We start from the raw sequence: 17,884 nt of genomic DNA, 5'->3' as shown, positions 1-17,884 counted from the left end.
TCGTCCTGCGCCTCGTCTGATGCGGATTGGGATCGGTCTTCGCGTCGCAAATCAGACAATCAAGTCTCTCCGAATGCCGTCGGGCGGAAGATAAGCATCGCTGTCAACTCTCCATCCGCCATGCCGATAGGTTCCTGCTGCCTGCTTCCATCGAATAAGCCCGAAACTTGCTATGAATTGCTCTTTTCAGCGAGCCGATACGCGGCGATCCTGGCCTTATCCCGGGTTTTTTCACCTCAATACGGTTTTCATTTGCTGCGCCTTTTCGAAAAGGCAAGTCTCGCGGGTTAGCAAATCAATATTCCCGTTTCACTTGTCCCAATATACGGCACCAGTTCGCATCAATCTGTGCAGATGCGTTTGCTGGCCGGCGCGACAGAGGGTCGGCGTCTCCATTTCAGGAGCTTGAAACGAAAGCGCAAATCGCTCAACGCGTGCCCTCTGCAACGCTCAACGCAACTCTATCCGTTTTTATTGCACTCGACCTGACATGCCTTCCCCCCGTCTTACTTTTGCAGGAGTTTTTAGCCAGGCGTCTTGTGAGCGGCCAATTCGTTTTTTGCAGAGCTATGAATAATTTGCAGTTGCCCATTTCGCCAAGCTTGCCTAGGCAGATAGCAACTGCGGTGTTTGGAATGAGACATGACCGAATCCTCGATAATTCCCGTATTCGATGGCCATAACGACGTGTTGCTCCGGCTGCGTCGCGGCGGCTTGAATTCCAGCGATGCTTTCCTGAACGGCGAAGCTGCCGGACATATCGACCTGCCTCGCGCGCGTCGTGGCGGCCTTGCCGGCGGACTCTGCGCCATCTTTATCCCTTCGCCGGATCAGCCGAAGTCTGGAAATGCCGATTTTGCGACGCCCGCCCAGCCGGACGCGCTGAACGAAACCCTGGCCATGGCGCGGCTTTTGCTTGCGATCGAGGCCCGGTCGCAAGGAGCCGTAAAGGTTTGCCGTTCCGCCGCCGATATCAGGCGGTCGATTGCCGAAGGCCAGTTCGCCGCCGTTTTCCATATTGAGGGCGCGGAGGCGGTCGCGGCCGATCTCGATGCCCTATACATCCTGCATCAGGGCGGTTTGCGCACGCTTGGACCTGTCTGGAGCCGGCCCAATGTCTTTGCCTATGGGGTGCCTTTCCGGTTTCCCTCGTCGCCCGATATCGGCCCCGGCCTCGCTGATGCCGGCAAGGATCTGATCCGCGCCTGTAACGAGCTCAGGATCATGATCGACCTCTCGCACATGAACGAGCAGGGATTCTGGGATATCGCCAAATTGTCGAATGCGCCGCTGGTTGCCTCGCATTCCAACGCGCATGCCATCAGCCCGCACAGCCGCAACCTGACCGACAAGCAGCTTGACGCCATCCGCGATACCGGCGGTTTGGTCGGTATAAATTTCGGCGTGCTGTTCCTGCGTGACGATGGCGTCAGGAACACCGATACGCCTCTCGAAGTCCTCGTTCGCCATGTTGCTTACATTGCCGAGCGCATCGGCATCGAGCATGTCGCGCTGGGTTCCGATTTCGATGGTACGACCATTCCGGCAGCGCTCGGTGATGCGAGTGGCCTGCCGAAGCTGATCGACGCCTTGCGCGCGCATGGGTTTGACGCTCCCTCGCTTGCCAAGATCGCGCATCAAAACTGGCTTCGAGTCCTCGAACAGACATGGGGTGGCTAAGACGGGAATTGTCTCGTCTCAGCCAAAGACACGCACCTTTGTCTAAAGCCTATCCGACGCGTCTGGGAAGAGCGTTGGCTTCGCCAAGATTGCGATAGCCGGTCGCTGGATGCGGGGCTGCAAGCCGGGGTCCGCTGCCGCCAAGCTTCTCGCGCAATGTGCCTGTGCGATACTCGGTCTTGTAGACGCCGCGCTTCTGCAGTTCCGGCACCAGAAGATCGACGGCATCCTCGAAGCTTTCGGGGGTGACGGCATAGGCGAGATTGAAGCCGTCGACGTCGGTATCCTCGATCCATTCCTGCATCAGGTCGGCAACCGTCTGTGGCGAGCCGACAAAGACCGGACCGAAGCCGCCAATGCCGACCCAATCGGCCATTTCGCGCACCGTCCATTCCTTGTCGGGATCGATGGTGGTGAAGGTCTCGACGGCCGATTGCACTGCATTAGTATAGCGGTGGCGCAGCACCTCGTCGGGCGAGAATTGGCCGAAATCGATGCCGGTCCAGCCGGAGATAAGCGCCTGCGCCCCTTCGAGCGAAACATATTGACGGTATTCGTTGAACTTGCGTTGCGCCTCGGCATCGGTCTCGCCCAGGATCACCGTCTGTAGATTGAAGGAAAGGATTTCGCGGGGATTGCGCCCGATGCGCTCGGCTGCTTCGCGAACATTGGCGACATAGCGCTTCAGGACTGCCTTCGAAGGTGCCGCAACGAAAATGCATTCGGCATGTGCACCGGCGAAATCCTTGCCGCGGCTGGAGGCGCCCGCCTGGTAAAGCACCGGGGTACGCTGCGGCGACGGCTCGCTGAGATGAATACCGGGCACGTTGAAATGCTTGCCGGAATGGCGGATCGGGTGCACCTTTTCCGGTCTCGTAAAGATGCCGCTCTCGCGGTCGCGAATGACGGCGTCGTCTTCCCAGCTACCCTCCCACAGCTTGTAGCAGACTTCGAGATATTCCTCGGCCAGGGAATAGCGGTCGTCATGCTGCGTTTGGGCAGACTGCCCGATGTTGAGCGCGCCGCTGTTCAAATAAGAGGTGACGATATTCCAGCCGACGCGCCCTTTCGTCAGATGATCGAGCGTCGAGATGCGCCGCGCAAAGGTGTAGGGATGCTCGAAAGAGAGCGAAGCCGTCAGGCCGAAGCCGAGATGCTCCGTCTCATAGGCCATGGTGGGGATGAGCTGCAGCGGATCGTTGACCGGCACCTGCGCCGAATGCCGCAAGGCCGCATCGACGTTGCCGTTCAGCACGTCATAAACCCCGAGCACGTCGGCGATGAACAGGCCATCGAATTTGCCACGCTCCAGCGTCTTTGCCAGATGGACCCAGTAATCGAGATCCTTGTAGGTCCAGGATTTGTCGCGCGGATGGCGCCAAAGGCCCGGTGACTGATGTCCGACGCAGTTCATGTCAAAGGCATTGAGCCTGATTTCGCGTGTCATTTTGCTATTCCTGCGATTGTATCGTTCGGTGGGCGCTCAGGCGCCAACCGCTTTCTTGTTGACGAAGCTGAAGGCGAGCACGGCGAAGATCAAAAGGCCGGTGCCGACCTGCTGCCAATAGAAGTTCAGGCCCGTCAGCAGCAGGCCGTTGGCGACGATGCTCAAGAGCAGAACGCCAAGCACCGTGCCGGCGACGTTCGGCCGTCCCAGCGGCGAAAAGGTCGTGCCGATGAAAGTGGCGCCAATGGCGTTCAGCATGAAGCCGTTGCCGGAAGAGGGGATATAGACCGTCACGGTCGCCGTCAGGATCAGGCCGGCAAAAGCGGCAATCGTGCTGGCAAGGATAAAGGTCACGGCGACATGCTTTGCGAGACCGATGCCCGAATAACGAACGGTGCGCGGCTGAATGCCGATCGCAAGCACGACGCGGCCGAAGCGCATGCGGGCAAATAGCAGTGCCGCTGCCGCGATGATGACTGCTGCGATCAGAAGCGGCACCGGAAAGCCAACAAGCGTTCCATGCCCGATAAAGCGGAATGCTGCGGGAACACCGGAGGGCGGCAGATAGACCGGATTGCCGCCACCCGTCAGGAGTTGCTGAATGCTGCGGCCTATGAACAGTGTTCCGAGCGTTGCCAGGAACGGCGATACGCCGATTGCCGAGATGAGGATGGCATTGAAGGCACCGACTAGTGCGCCCGCGCCAAGACCCGCCAGGGCGGCCAGTGGTACCGGTAGACCAGCCAATATGCCGGAGACGAACGCAAAGCTTGCGAAATCGACTGCCGTTCCGACGGAGAGATCGATGCCGCCGGCGGCAACAGCGAAGGTCATGGCGATCGAGACAATGGCAAGCAGAGTGAAGTTATTGACAAGAATGCTCTGCAGATTGCCGACGCTGAGGAAGGTCGGCGCCACGGTCGAAAACAGCGCGAAGACGAGGACAAGGGCGACGATGAGCCCGTAGCGGGCAAGGCCAGCGAATGACCGTGTCGGGGCAATGGCAGCGGTCACGGTTCAGATCTCCCGTTTGCGAAGCAGTGTGGTGGCCGAAACCACGATGAGGATCAGAAGACCTTGAACGCCGCTGACCAGCGTGCTCGGCAGGTTGAGCAACTGGAAGCCATTGATGAGAAAACCGACGAATAGCGTCGAGATCAGCGTGCCGCCGATGGTCGGCACGAGCCGGCGGGAAAATACCGAGCCGAGTAATGCGGTGACGACGACGGGAAGCAGCATCTCGCCGGAGCCGGTGGTGCTGCCGCTGAGATAGGCGACGGAGAGGATGCCAGCGATTCCACCGCAGAACCCGCTCGCCACGAACGCCCCCGCAACCAGGCTCTTCAACGGCAGGCCGGCGGCGCGTGCGGCCTCGGGAAACTCGCCGACGGCATAAAGCCTGAGACCAAACGGGGTGAATTGCACGATCGCCGTGGCAATAATGGTAAAGCCGATCAGCACATAGGCGAGGATCGGAATGCCGAACCCGTCCGACGATGAAAGTGCGGTGAGAAGGTCAGTCGAGGCCGGAAGCACGGTATTCTGCGTCAGCACCAGCTCCAGCCCGGCGACCACATTCATCACGGCAAGCGTCGCGAGCAACGGCACAATGCCCGCAAAAACGATCGCCAGCGCATTGACGATGCCGATCGCCAGCCCGGTGGCCAGCGCCGCCGCCGCGGCGACCACATCGCTGAAGCCAAGCTGAATGAGGGTGGCGTAAACTGCCGCACTAAGCCCCATATTGGCGGCTAGCGAGAGGTCAATACCGCCGGTGACGACATTGGAGCCGCCGGCAATCAGGACGATCGTGAGGCCGATGGCAAGAACACCCGAAATGGCCGATTGCCCGAGCACGTTGCCGATATTGCCGACCGTCAGAAAATAGGGCGCCGTGGCCGCGAAAATCACCAGAATGGCTGCAAAGGCAAGCAGCGAACCGAACCGCAAGGCGGCAGCGGCAAGCTTGCCACTGGCCGGCGACGCCTTTGTCATCGAAGTTTCGGGCAGGGAGGCAAATTGAACGTCAGCCGACATGGCGCAATCCTTCCAAGGCACCGGTCGATGCCGACAGAACTTCGTCCGTTGTCGTCTCGGAGGAGATCAGTTCGCGCGTCACGCGACCGCGAAACAGCACAAGGATCCTGTCGGTGATGCCGACAAGCTCCTGAAGATCCGAAGACAGCACGATTACGCCGGCACCGCGGGCGGCAAGTTCGCCGATCAATGTGTAGATTTCGACCTTCGAGCCGATATCGACGCCGACGGTCGGCTCGTCGAGCAGGTAGATCTCCGAGTGGCGGCTCAGCCATTTGGCAATCGCCACCTTCTGCTGGTTGCCGCCTGAGAGGGTCTGCACCAGTGCCTCGCGCCCAGCCGTCTTGATCTGCAGCCGCTTGATCAGCTCGTCGGCGTCGGCGCTTTCTCGCCTTCTGCTGAGAAAGCCGAAACGGGTATAGCGGCCCAGGCTCGACAGTGTGATGTTTTCACGGACGCTGAGCTCCAGGCCTACGCCGTGGCCGCGTCTATCCTCCGGCACCAAGGCGATCTGATGATCGACAGCTTCGACCGGGTTGCGCGGCTTCAGGCCACGCGCATCGATATCGATCGTCCCTCCTGTTGCCGCCTGCAACCCGAAGAGAGTGCGAACCAGATCCTTTGCCCCCGAGCCGAGCAAGCCCGTAATGCCGAGGATCTCGCCGCGACGCAATGAGAGGCTGACATCGTGAAAGCGGCCAGTTGCCGAGAGATTCCTGACTCTGAGTATCTCATTCCCCAGTTCAACCTGCCGCTTGGGAAACATGTCGGCGATATCGCGTTCGACCATCAGCTTGGCAATCTTGCCTGCCGAGATTTCGCTTGCCCTCAGAGAAGCAACATCGACACCATTGCGCAGAACCGTAACATCGTCGCACAAGGCCTCGATTTCATTGAGATAATGCGAGACGTAGATAATGGTCACGCCGTCGCTGCGCAGGCGGCGGATGAGGCGGAACAGGATCTCAGCTTCCTGGCGCACCAGCGCTGCGGTCGGCTCGTCGAAGACAAGAATCTTCGGCTTATGTAGCAGCGCGCGGGTGATCTGGACGATCTGCCGTTCCGCCGTCGAAAGCTCACTGATCAACGCGTTCTTCGGCAAATCGACGCCGAAATAATTGGCAAGGAGTTCCGCTGCCCGCCGCTGCATGGCGCCGCGATTGAGGAAAGGCGTCTTGCCGAGGCGGGTCTCTCGCCCGAGAAAAAGCGATTCTCCGACAGTGAAGGTTGGAACCAGCAGCCGATCCTGGTGGATGAAATGAATGCCGAGCTCTTCGCACAGATGCGGCGTCAGACGGTCATAGGCCCGGTCCTCGATCTCGATCCGTCCCTCATCCGGGGTGTGCAGACCTGCCAGTAGCTTGATCAAGGTGGATTTGCCCGCTCCGTTCTGGCCGACAAGCCCATGGACGGTGCCGCGCCTGACGGCAAGCGACGCTCCGGCCAGCGCCTGCGCGCCGCCGAAGCGTTTGACGATGCCATCGAAGCGCAGGATGTGCGACGCGTTGTCTGCTTTGGTCGCATGATCGGCTGCGGTCATGAAATAGGCCCTTCGCCTTTTGAGAGCGATGCGGGGAATCCGCATCGCCGGTTTGCGGGTCAGCCGATGCCGAGCTTCTTGATCACGTCGGCGACATTGCTTTTGTTTGCCAGAAGGGCAGGGACATAGGTTTCGCGCGGCAAGGTCTGCCCCGAAAGCAGCTTGGCGACGTTGCGGATGGCCGTGCGGCCGATTTCCGCCGGCTGTTGGGCAGCATCTGCGCCCGCCGGTGAATTGGGATCGGCGACGAGCTGTAGGACTTCCGGGCTGCCGTCGACGCCGTAGGTGCGGATCTCGGTACGACCAGCGGCCGTGAGAGCCTGTGTGGCGCCGAGCTGGGGAATGTCCCAAGCCGACCAGATCGCCTTGATTGAGCCCTTCTCCGGATATTTGTTGAGGATCGCGGTGATCTGCGCGAAGGCGTCCTGAACCGTGTTGGGAATGACATCCCGAAGCTCAGGTTGAATGATCTTCACCTTCGGGAAGTATTTGACGACATTGACGAGCTGGTCATAGCGGATCGCGCAGGGCGTTACGCCATAAAAGCCGTTGAAGACGATGACATTGCCTTCGCCGCCGATATCGGAGACGAGCTGCAGCGCCAAGTCTTTGCCGATACCCCAATTGTCCGACGTGGTGTTATTGATCGAATTGGTGGAGCCGACATCGACGGTCAAAACGGGAATGCCGGCGTCGCGGGCCTTCTTCAGCCAGGGGTCGATGACACTCAGCGTGCCGAGGATCTGGACGATGGCGTCCGGCTTCTGCGCAATCAGCGTCTGAAGCTGCGAGACAAGCTTGCCGTCGTTGCGGCCGGCATCGACGGCAATCGGCGTGCCGCCCAGCCGCTTCACCTCATCAATCTGCGCATTGTAGGCCTGCAGGTCGAAATAGTGGTCGGTTCCCGTCGCGCTGATAGCGATCCGCTTGCCTTTCAACGACAATGCGTCGTCGGCAGCAGCGGCGGTCTTCGACAGAATGCTCGAGGCCGCGAGCGCCGTTCCGGCAACCGCCGTCAGTTTAAGAATATCCCGGCGTCCGAGGCCGGTCGTCTGTCCCTTGGTCATGAAAGCATCCTCTCCGGCAATTCATCAATGCCAATAGAATATAAAATAGGTAGATTTAAGCGAGTTGCGGGAGGAACGTTTTTCCAAAACTGGAGCGGCCGGGGAAATTTCCGTCATCTGCCTTTCTAATGTACAGATCGGGGTTCCACAGCCCCCGTGATGATCGTTAGCTTTATGGTCACTTTTCCGGATGCCGGTCTATCGCCCCTCAGCCATTGACCGCGTAGACTGCCCGCGAGATTGCGCGATCTTTTAGGCAAGCCCTTGCCGCCAAGTCTTCCCGTCGCGAACAAAGAATCTCCGAAGGCGGGCAAAATCAGATGATTTAATCTACTAAAAACATAGAGTTTCTATCTAAATAATTGCATGCGTCGCAGGGTCATCATTCCGTCAGACGACGCTTCCGATTGATCGTGAGGATCGCGACAATGAAATTTCTCACACGGCTTGCCCTAACGGCCGTTGCTCCTCTTCTTCTTACGCAGGCTGCGCTGGCTGGCGGTGTGAGTGGCGCTCCCGCCCCCTTTGATAAGGGCGGCGTGAAGGTCGCCTTGATCAGCTACATATCGGCCGGCGACTTCTTCCAGGCCTATCAGGCCGGCGCAGAAGCTCAGGCAAAGGCACTCGACATCGATCTGCGCGTCTTCCCCGGCCGCCAGGATGCGGCTGCGCAGCGCGAACAGATCCTCCAGGCGATCAATCTTGGTGTCTCCGCCATCGTTATCGATCACGGTCTGCCGGAATCTCTCGGCGATGTCGTTCAGCAGGCGCTCGACAAGGGCATCAAGGTCGTTGCCTTCGACGTCAATCTCAACAATCCCAAAATCCCCCAGGTCGAGCAGAGCGATCATGAGCTTGCCGATCTCGCCCTGAAGCAGGTCGTCAAGGACAACGGCAGCAGCTTCAAGGCAGGTTATGTCTATGTAGCGGGTTTTGCGCCGCTCGATCGCCGCAATGAAGTTTGGGACGCTTTCAAGAAGCAGAATGCAGGGGTTGTTGAAAAGGCTCGCTTCGGCAATGTCAGCGATACGACGGCGACCTCGACTGCGGACCAGGCAAAGGCGGCGCTGACGGCCAATCCCGACATATCAGTCGTTTTCGCACCCTATGACGAGTTCGCGCGCGGCGTGAAGCTTGCCGCGACGGATCTCGGCATCACGGGCAAGCTGAAGATCTATTCGGCCGATGTATCGACGGCCGACATTCAGGAAATCACTGAACCGGGTAGCCCGTGGGTTGCGACGGTCGCGACCAATCCAGCCGTCGTTGGTGCGGTTTCCATCCGAGCCGCCGCTTTGCAGGTGGCGGGCCAAGAAGTTCCGCATCAGATCACCGTCAAGCCGACGCTGCTGACACAGGAAGGACTTCGTGCCGCCAATGTCCGGACGATCGAGGAGCTGGCCAAGAAAGTTCCGGCCTTCAATGCAAGCGATGCGGTCACCGCCAGCTGGATACCGGAGAAGCTTTTCTAAGCAGCTGTCCACGATCCGCCGGCGAGAATTTCTTAATCTCGCCGGACTACGTCCATGAACCGGAGTTCATATGATGAGTCAGACCAACGTCGTCTTTGCGGGCAGCCGAAACGCCACGCGGGAAGACCTTTTCGCCCGAGCGGAAGAGATTGCCGCCGATCTTTCCCGGCGCGCTCCAGAACTTGATCGCGAAGGCCGTCCACCGCTCGGCGAAATCGTCAAATTGAAGAATGCGGGTCTGCTGAACGCCTTGCATGCGGCCCCGGTTGGCGGCGGCGGCCTCGATTGGGTGGATGGCTTGCGGTTGGTGCGCATCCTTGCGCGCGGCGAAAGCTCCATCGGCCAGCTTCTCGGCTATCACTACGTCAACAGCCAATATGTCTATTGGGCCTTCGAAGAGGCGCGTGCGCAGGAACTCGGCAGCAAGACGGTGGCAAACAGCCTCTACTGGGGAGCTGCCGTCAATCCGCGCGATCCGGGCCTCGTATTGACGCGCCGTGGCAATGGCTATGTCCTGAATGGTCGCAAATCCTTCTCCACCGCCGCCCACGTGTCCGATTACATCAATGCCAATGCCGCTCTCGATGACAGGATTGTCGGTTTTGCCGTTCCGACCAATCGGGCGGGTTACAAGGCCAATGACGATTGGGACAATTTCGGCCAGCGACTGTCGGACAGCGGCAGCGTCGAATTCCACGATTTTCCCGTCTATGAAGAAGATCTCGACAAGGTAGCTACCATCGGCGGCGAAGCGCCGGTGCTTGCGACCTTCAATACGCCCCTCATTCAGCTCGTTTTCGTAAACTTCTATCTCGGCACGGCTGAAGGCGCATTGCGAGAGGCGGTCGACTATGTCCGAACGACGACGCGACCGTGGATCACCTCCGGCGTCGAACGTGCATCGGACGATCCCTATATTCTCGAGCGTGTCGGCGAGTTCACTGCGGCCTTGAAGGCTTCCGCTGCGCTGGCCGACAGCGCTGCGGCAAGGGTGCAGGAGGCGCTTGCGAGAGGAAGCAGGGCAACGGCGCGCGAGCGCGGCGAGGCGGCAGCCGAAGCCTATGCGGCGAAGGTGCATGCGACCCATGTTTCGCTCGATGTCACCTCGCGCGTCTTCGAGCTCACCGGCGCACGCTCGACTGCGGAGAAATATCGTTTCGACCGCTTCTGGCGCAATGTACGGACGCACACGCTGCACGATCCGGTCTTCTACAAGGCCAAAGAAGTTGGCGAATTCGTTCTAAACGACCGGATTCCTGAAGTCAGTCTCTACAGCTGACACAAGGGCGAGGACGTGGCGCAGTCTAAAAAGGGCATAGGCTCATAATCTGCGCTGCGCTGGTGCTGACACCACCTGTGCTCAAGATCGGTCAGCGTCATTTATGTCTGGTGTGGTGTGGGCCAGTGTTGGAACACACCACAGCTTCAAGCAGGCTCGCCGATTGTGGCCTTCGCGCAATGCTGGATGATTGATGTTTCAATATCCGGCTTACAAATCCTGTGCTCAACTCATTATTCTGTGGAGGGTTGCCGGCGCATGCCGCAATCCGCACACGTTCCTCATTAGGATCTCTTCGCTCACGAATCGTTTTCAACCTCCAGAAGGGCAGGCGATCTCGATTGAGAATGAAATCGATCCAATGGAGTCCTTCATGGCTGACACGCGCGCACCACTTTCCGGGGTGATACCGAAGATTTCTGTCGTCGGTGTCGGCGGTGGCGGCGGCAACGCGATCAACAATATGATCGCGCAACAACTTCAGGGCGTTGAATTCATTGCGGCAAACACGGATGCGCAGGCGCTTGCGACGTCCAAAGCCACCAGGCGCATTCAACTTGGCGCACAGGTGACGGAGGGCCTCGGTGCAGGCTCCCTACCGGAAATCGGACGAGCCGCCGCCGAGGAATCCATCGATGAGATCATGGATCATCTCCAGGGCACGCACATGTGCTTCGTGACGGCCGGAATGGGCGGCGGCACCGGTACGGGCGCCGCGCCGATCATCGCTCAGGTCGCGCGGCAGGCGGGCATCCTCACGGTCGGCGTCGTCACCAAGCCCTTCACATTCGAAGGCAACCGGCGCATGCGCACGGCCGACGAGGGCATCGAGCGACTGCGTGAAAGTGCGGACACCGTTATCGTCATTCCCAATCAGAATCTGTTTCGCATTGCGGACGCCACGACCACCTTTGCAAATGCCTTTGTGACTGCGGACCGCGTCCTTTATGCGGGCGTCAGCTGCATCACGGACCTGATCATCAAGGAAGGTCTCATCAATCTCGACTTCGCCGATGTCAAATCCGTGATGCGGGGAATGGGACGTGCGATGATGGGAACGGGCGAAGCTTCGGGACCGGGCCGCGCGTTGAAGGCGGCAGATGCCGCCGTCTCCAATCCGCTTCTGGACGACATGAGCATGAAGGGCGCGCGCGGCGTGCTGATCTCCATTTCCGGCGGAACGGACATGACGCTGTTCGAGGTCGACGAGGCCGCCAGCCGCATCCGCGACGAAGTCTTTGCTGATGCCGATATCGTCGTCGGTGCGATCTTCGACAAGACCCTCGACGGGGTATTTAGGGTATCGGTCGTTGCAACCGGTCTGGAAAGTCTCGCGATGTCAGCCGGTCAGCCCATGGAAACCAATATGAATCGGCACTAATTGGCTTCAGCGTGGCGCTATGGATCTGTGCCTTTGATTATGTGAAAGCCCCGTCACCGGCGACGGGGCTTTCGTCTATCCGTTAAAGCGCGCCATTCTTCGGCGGGATGACGTCGTTGAGGTGATAATTGCCGACGACGTGATATTTCCAGCGGACGGGGTCATGAAGCGTATGCGTGCGCGCATTGCGCCAGTGGCGATCGAGATTGAGATCGAGCTTGACCGAGGCCGTGCCGGCAAGCTCAAACAAGATGTTGGTCGCTTCGATAGCGATTTCCGTTGTCAGCACCTTCGCGGCCGCCACCGCGAGTGTTGCCTCGACCACCCTCTTTTCTGTTGTCTCGACCTGGGCGGCATCGACCTTGCGGCCGGCGCGCTCGACGGTCGCGGTCGCGGCTTCCAGCCGGACGGCGATCTGCCCAACCTTGGCGATTGTCAGCGGATCGTCGCTCGCCCGCTCTACGCCGCTATCCATCCAGGGACGCGATCGGGTCTTCACGAAATCAAGCGTCTCGGCAAAGGCTGCCCGGGCAATGCCGAGATCGACACCAGCATGAATGATCTGACCGACGGAGCCGATTGTCGTCGGCCGTTCGAAGCCTTTGTGGTGAAGAACGACATGGTCGGCATTCACATAGACATTGTTGAGGACCGTGGTGCCGCTGCCGGTCGTGCGCTGCCCGAATCCATCCCAATCGTCAATGATTTCGATGCCTTCCGTTCCTTTTGGGACGAAGGCCATGACCAGCTTGTCGGCTTCGTCAAGCGCGAAGACGGTGACCCAATCGGCAAAAAGAACGCCGGTCGAATAGAACTTGCGACCATTGATGCGATAGCCCGGACCATCGCGGGTGATACGCGTATCATAATGCCCGACCGTCTTCGTGCCGCGCTCGGAAAGAGCGTTGCCGAAGCGATCGCCGGCCAATGCGCGCCCGAAGAAATAGCGCTTCTGATCTTCCGAACCATCGACGCGCAAGGCTTCAAGAATGTAGAAGTGGTTCTGTGGAATCTGTCCGATCGAACCGTCGGCCTGGGCGAGCGTCGCCGTGATCTCCGCCAAGGTGGCATTGGAGACATCCAGGCCGCCATACTCCTCGGGAACCGTAATTGCCAGGAGCCCGGATTGTGCCAGCGCATCCATCTCGGCAAAGGGAAGCAGCCTTTCGCTATCGCGCTCCGAGGCGGTGGCGGCAAAACGCTGGGCCAGCTCCCGCGCGACGGCCAGCGCCTGCTGTTCGGTCTCAAGCAAGGTGGCCTCAGGATGCGTAGCGTTGATATGGTGCAGTTGCGCGTTCATAGGCGGGCTCCGATTTCATTTGGCGCCACGATGCCGCATTCAAAGCCGGGCTTCGAGAAAAGGCATTTCATTTTTGGAGATGTGGTCGCTTCTTCATTCCTTTCTCTATAGAATTGATGGTCAATTGCTGCCCGAAACCATGCCGGCGTTGAAAACGATCGATACTCCTGGCTTTTATTGCCCTGACGGTGATCGATGGTCGGCTCGCAGCTCTATCGCCGGTGCCTGCCGCCCCAAGCGCGCACCTGTCCGATTTGTAAAGGATGCGGCATTGATGGCGGTAGGCTTTCCCATTTATCGGGCTATCGCGGCAATTCCGACAACTGGTATCGGATGGGGACTTTGCCGGCGTGCACCTGCACAAGCCTTTTGCAGGTGAGGCAAGAGGCATATCGCTCCGCTTGCAGGGAGCGATATGCCGTTCGTATCAGGAGGCCAGAGCGCGTCGCTCGGTTTTTGCCGGCATTGCTTTGCCGTGAACGCGCAAAGGTCGTTTGGCGGCGACGGGAGACATGCGTTGCGTATTGGTCTTCGCAGCTCCAAGCCAGCGAAGAATCGCGTCGAAGCCGGGCTGGGCAGCCCGCTTGAACTCGGGGCTCATTTCCTCGTCCATGCCGCAAAGAGAGGCTATTTCCTGGAAATCCACACGTCCTGCCCGAAGGGGAGGGCGCGACTGGAAAACGATAAGGCCGATCATGAAGCCTTTGATATTCTCGAAGCTACGCGGCTGAAGCAGCGGCTTGAGCCGCAGATCGCAAAAATCCGAAATCTTGCGCTGGAAAACGTCAGAGGCAGAGCTTTTTTTTATGGGCATTATTCATTCCTTGCAGGCGACATCATCCAATGGTCGGGGTGTGGCCCGCTAAAGCACGGAGGTTAAGGAAGCGCAAACAACCGACCGATTGGCCGCTTTCAATTCTACGATGAGCCGGGATTTGGCAAGTGGCAGATTGGTCACGCTTCGGTCAACTCCGCTTCGGGTGGAATGCGATGTTGGCAAGATCAGAGCTTCTTCGGTCGCGCCGCTAAGATCATGAAAAAACTGTAACTTGCCTCCCGCGCCATTGAGAGCGACATTTTCCTTGCGCCGGATATATGAGGTGAAAGACATGTCAGTCTTAGAAATATTGGTCAGACGCCGGATGCAGGAAGAATATGCAAAGGGTACAACACCAGAGCGCATTACCCGCCTTCTGCAGGAATTCTTCAACGGAACGGAAGCCTCCCAAGCTGATGTTGCCGCGCAACGGTCCTCCGGCAATCGATAAATGACGGTGGCCGGCCTCGATGCTTCGCAGGGCCGGCCGTTTGTTGAGGCAATTAAATCCTCATAACAGCACTTTACTGGACCGCATTGGATCCCTGCATGTCCTCGACGGCGGTCAGGATTTTGTAGGCTGCCGCGACGCGCGCGGGGATCGGAAAATTCCTGTTTGCAAGCAAAACGATACCGACCTGTCTGCTCGGTATGAAGGCCGCGTATGCGCCAAAACCGTTCGTTGAACCCGTCTTGTTGAGCAGGACATCCTTGCGCGGCTGCTGAGGCGGGTCGAGCCGGATGACTTTATGGGGCTCAAATGCCATGTCTGACGAATTGCCGGCAAGCAGCCGGGCAAGCGTCGTTGGATAGGCATAGATCTCCCAACCGAGGGCCTGCGTCGTGTTGTCGACACGGTAATAGCCGACATGCGTCGCGTCGATTGCCTGCTGAAGCTTATCGTCGAGCTTTGCTTCGCCCATATTCGCTTCAAGAAAGGCAAGCATATCGGAGCTGGTAGTCTTGATGCCATAGGCCTGCGTATCGAAAACGCCGCCGTTGACGCGGATCGGCTTGCCCTGCTTGGAATAGCCATAGGCATAATTGGCCATCTCAGCCGGTGGAACGCGGACATAGGTGTGACGGAGGCCAAGACCAGGAAGAATTTTTTCCTCCATCAGCTTATCGAACGGCTCTCCGACGGCCTGCGCTGCCAGGTAACCGAACAGGCCGATGCTGGGATTGGAATATTGCCGATACGTACCGGGCGCAAAGGTAGGATGCCATTTGCGATAATAGGCAACCATCTTATCCTGATCCGTCACGTCGCTGGGAAACTGCAGTGGCAGACCGCCGGCCGAATATGTGGCGAGATCGAGCAGGCTGATCCTGTCGAAGCCGCTGCCCGCAAGTTCCGGCATATATTTCGTCGCCTTGTCGGAAAAGGACAGCTTTCCGTGGACTTGAGCGTAGGAGCCGAACGCTGCCGTAAAGGTCTTGCTGATGGAGCCGAGCTCGAAGATCGTGTCGTTCGTCACCTTCTGGCCGCTCTCCCTCGAGGCGACGCCATAGTTGAAGATGTAACGCTTGCCTTTGACGGTCAGTGCGATGGCCATGCCCGGCACGTTGTTTTCCTTCATCAACGGGCGGATGATCTCGTTGACGGCTCGCTCCAGCCGATCCTGGTCATTGCCATCGGCGGCATGTGCGCCGACCCCATAGAAAAGGCAGCTGGCGACGAAGCCGAGCTTCTGCAAAGAACTGGTACGTATATTCAAGATGATATCCTCATTGTGATGATCGACCGTGCAGAATCGTACGGTCGAAAAAGAGGTGATGATTGGCGGCGGTGGTAATCCGGCGCCCCGATCTCAGATCGCCGTAGCGATCCGGCCGATTTCGGCAATGATGGCATTGCGTTCGTCAGCTGCGATGGCGGGGATCTCGCAATAGGCCGTCACGATGATGGGCGCGCGCTTCGTTGGCCATAGCACCGCGATGTCGTTGGCATTGCCGTGCTTGTCGCCGTTTGTTCCGGTCTTGTCACCCACTAGCCAATCCTTCGGAAGCCCGGCGCGCAGGCGGGCGTCACCCGTCTTGTTGGTGATCAGCCAAGCCGCAAGCTGCAATCGCGAGGCGGGCGTCAGCACATCGGTGAACAGAAGCCGCCGCAGGTTTTCCAGCATCGCCGAAGCTGTCGTCGTGTCGCGCTCATCGTTCGGAGTGTCGTGATAGTTCAGCGTGGGCTCGGTGCGGTCGAGGCGGGTGATCTCGTCGCCTATGCTGCGGCAGAAGGTCGTAATTGCCCCTGGGCCGCCAAAGCTCGCGAGCAGCAGATTAGCCGCGGTATTGTCGCTGAGTGTCACTGCCGCTGCGCAAAGTTCGCCAACGGTCATGCCATTTTCTCCGGCATTGGGTTCGGTTGCCGGAGAATAGTCGATGAGATCGCTCTTCTTGTAATGAATGCGTCGGTCGAGCTTCTCTTCTCCCTTGTCGACGCGGGCAAGCACGAGAGCTGCCGCCAGCGCCTTGAAGGTGCTGCACATCAGGATGCGCTCGCCGGCGCGGTGCTCGATGCGCCTGCCGCTTGCCACGTCGAGAATGCTGACACAGATGCGGCATGGATGCTTGCTTTCGAGCGCGGCAAGCTGCGCCTCGCTTGTATTATCGTCTGTAGTACGTCCAACCGAGCTTAGCCCTGCCAGAACAGGCAGCGCAAGCAAGCTGCCGGCAAGGCTTTGCCGCCGCGACAATAAGATCGTCATCTTGTTTCCACTTCGATTTTGCGTTGGGCAACGGTGCGCCTATCAGCCCGTGGACGTCATTGGGGTCTGGCAAATCACCGTGCGATGCGGACTATGGCTCTGGTTTCTACCCTAGACAAACGATCAATTCTGGGCTTAGACATGAGAAAAACTTGGCCTTAGGACACAAATGGACATTTCCCAGCTGCCACTGAACGCGCTGCGGGTTTTCGAGGCCTCGGCGCGGCATGGCAGCTTCACGCGGGCTGGCCTGGAGCTTCGGGTCACGCAGACGGCGATCAGCCATCAGGTCAAGGCGTTGGAAGACGTGCTGGGCGTGACCCTCTTCAAGCGCCTGCCACGCGGCCTCGCGCTGACCGACGAGGGGCATGCGTTGCTGCCGGTCCTGACGGACGCCTTCCGCCGCATGAGCGCCACGCTCAGCCAGTTGGAGGAGGGGAATTTCGCCGAGATCCTAACGATCGGCGTTGTCGGGACTTTCGCGATCGGCTGGCTCCTGCCGCGCCTTGGCAGTTTCAAGGCACAGCATCCCCATGTCGATCTGCGCCTGAAGACCAACAACAACCGAGCCGACATGGTGCTCGACGGACTGGATTTCTTCCTGCGCTTCGGCGACGGCGCCTGGCATGGAACGGAGGCGATCCATCTTATGGATGCGCCACTCTCCCCAGTTTGCACGCCGGATATCGGCGCGCGATTGCGCACGCCTGCCGATCTCGTCGATGTCGAACTGTTGCGATCCTATCGGGTCGATGAATGGTCGCTCTGGTTCAGGGCGGCGGGCCTGCCGCCACCGCATCTTCGTGGCTGGATGTTCGATTCGTCGCTGACGCTAGTAGAGGCTGCAGCACGCGGCGTCGGTGTCGCGTTGGTGCCGGTCGCCATGTTTTCCCATGACATCGAGGCCGGACGCATCATGCAGCCGTTCCAGATTACGGCGATGACCGGCAGCTATTGGCTGACGCGGCTAAAATCGCGGGCGGAAACGGCATCGATGAAGGTGTTTCGCCAATGGCTGTTGGCTGAAATCGAGGAGATGCCGGGCTAGACGAGCGGCAAAACGGCCCCGAACCTGAGACTGGAGCCGTTTGGAATGAACTGCTGGTTGCAGCGGTGCTCATTACACATCGTTGTCACGTTCGATGTCATCTGCTATGCG

Annotated in this window: 14 protein-coding genes; 6 read left to right on the top strand and 8 right to left on the bottom strand. The window is 59.1% G+C overall.

The window, feature by feature from the left end; translation table 11 throughout:
- The first annotated feature begins 642 nt into the window (after positions 1–642).
- The gene (locus AC13RE_RS16590; RefSeq protein WP_488563741.1) at positions 643–1,680 is read left to right on the top strand and encodes a dipeptidase; all 1,038 of its coding nucleotides are present in this window, start codon (positions 643–645) and stop codon (positions 1,678–1,680) included.
- Positions 1,681–1,729: 49 nt separating this feature from the next.
- Here the strand turns inward: AC13RE_RS16590 and AC13RE_RS16585 are convergent, their stop codons facing one another.
- From AC13RE_RS16585 to AC13RE_RS16565, 5 genes are read right to left on the bottom strand one after another with little or no spacing between them, the layout of a single operon-like run.
- On the bottom strand, positions 1,730–3,127 hold the full coding sequence (locus AC13RE_RS16585; protein ID WP_488563740.1) for an LLM class flavin-dependent oxidoreductase: 1,398 nt from the start codon (positions 3,125–3,127) through the stop codon (positions 1,730–1,732).
- Between the two features lie 36 nt (positions 3,128–3,163).
- Positions 3,164–4,141, bottom strand: a complete 978-nt coding sequence (locus AC13RE_RS16580; RefSeq protein WP_488563739.1) for an ABC transporter permease — start codon at positions 4,139–4,141, stop codon at positions 3,164–3,166.
- 3 nt (positions 4,142–4,144) lie between these two features.
- Positions 4,145–5,164 carry an ABC transporter permease gene (locus tag AC13RE_RS16575; protein WP_488563738.1) on the bottom strand — a complete coding sequence of 340 codons (1,020 nt, stop codon included), beginning with the start codon at positions 5,162–5,164 and terminating at the stop codon, positions 4,145–4,147.
- Positions 5,154–6,704, bottom strand: coding sequence for a sugar ABC transporter ATP-binding protein (locus AC13RE_RS16570; RefSeq protein WP_488563737.1), 1,551 nt, complete (start codon positions 6,702–6,704; stop codon positions 5,154–5,156). Before AC13RE_RS16570 ends, AC13RE_RS16575 begins: the two co-directional genes overlap by 11 nt.
- Before the next feature lie 59 nt (positions 6,705–6,763).
- Positions 6,764–7,771, bottom strand: a complete 1,008-nt coding sequence (locus tag AC13RE_RS16565; protein ID WP_132718176.1) for a sugar ABC transporter substrate-binding protein — start codon at positions 7,769–7,771, stop codon at positions 6,764–6,766.
- A gap of 428 nt (positions 7,772–8,199) precedes the next feature.
- Between AC13RE_RS16565 and AC13RE_RS16560 the strand changes: the two genes are divergently transcribed.
- The 3 genes from AC13RE_RS16560 to ftsZ all read left to right on the top strand — a co-directional run bounded on the left by AC13RE_RS16560 (position 8,200) and on the right by ftsZ (position 11,903).
- The gene (locus AC13RE_RS16560) at positions 8,200–9,243 is read left to right on the top strand and encodes a substrate-binding domain-containing protein (RefSeq protein ID WP_488563736.1); all 1,044 of its coding nucleotides are present in this window, start codon (positions 8,200–8,202) and stop codon (positions 9,241–9,243) included.
- Positions 9,244–9,316: 73 nt separating this feature from the next.
- A complete protein-coding gene (locus AC13RE_RS16555) occupies positions 9,317–10,522 on the top strand; it encodes an acyl-CoA dehydrogenase family protein (RefSeq protein WP_488563890.1) in 1,206 nt (401 codons plus the stop codon).
- Between the two features lie 373 nt (positions 10,523–10,895).
- A complete protein-coding gene (gene ftsZ, locus AC13RE_RS16550) occupies positions 10,896–11,903 on the top strand; it encodes a cell division protein FtsZ (protein ID WP_488563735.1) in 1,008 nt (335 codons plus the stop codon).
- Positions 11,904–11,985: 82 nt separating this feature from the next.
- Here ftsZ and AC13RE_RS16545 read toward each other — a convergent pair whose 3' ends face one another.
- Positions 11,986–13,203, bottom strand: coding sequence for an SfnB family sulfur acquisition oxidoreductase (locus tag AC13RE_RS16545; RefSeq protein ID WP_488563734.1), 1,218 nt, complete (start codon positions 13,201–13,203; stop codon positions 11,986–11,988).
- A gap of 415 nt (positions 13,204–13,618) precedes the next feature.
- On the opposite strand from AC13RE_RS16545, the gene AC13RE_RS16540 reads away from it, so the two are divergent.
- On the top strand, positions 13,619–14,083 hold the full coding sequence (locus tag AC13RE_RS16540) for a hypothetical protein (RefSeq protein WP_488563733.1): 465 nt from the start codon (positions 13,619–13,621) through the stop codon (positions 14,081–14,083).
- Between the two features lie 461 nt (positions 14,084–14,544).
- On the opposite strand, the gene ampC is transcribed toward AC13RE_RS16540, so the two are convergent.
- Both ampC and bla read right to left on the bottom strand, forming a co-directional pair.
- Positions 14,545–15,732 carry a class C beta-lactamase gene (ampC, locus tag AC13RE_RS16535; RefSeq protein ID WP_488563889.1) on the bottom strand — a complete coding sequence of 396 codons (1,188 nt, stop codon included), beginning with the start codon at positions 15,730–15,732 and terminating at the stop codon, positions 14,545–14,547.
- A gap of 99 nt (positions 15,733–15,831) precedes the next feature.
- Positions 15,832–16,725 (bottom strand): class A beta-lactamase, encoded by an 894-nt coding sequence (gene bla, locus AC13RE_RS16530; protein WP_488563732.1) that lies wholly within the window; start codon positions 16,723–16,725, stop codon positions 15,832–15,834.
- 169 nt (positions 16,726–16,894) lie between these two features.
- On the opposite strand from bla, the gene AC13RE_RS16525 reads away from it, so the two are divergent.
- Entirely contained in the window at positions 16,895–17,773 is an 879-nt protein-coding gene (locus AC13RE_RS16525) for a LysR family transcriptional regulator (protein ID WP_488563731.1), read from the top strand.
- The last annotated feature ends 111 nt before the right edge of the window (positions 17,774–17,884 follow it).

The organism is Martinezella sp. CNPSo 3959 (assembly GCF_057784355.1).
Note: the sequence above shows the minus strand (reverse complement) of the source record. Positions and strands in the feature narration are given on the sequence as shown.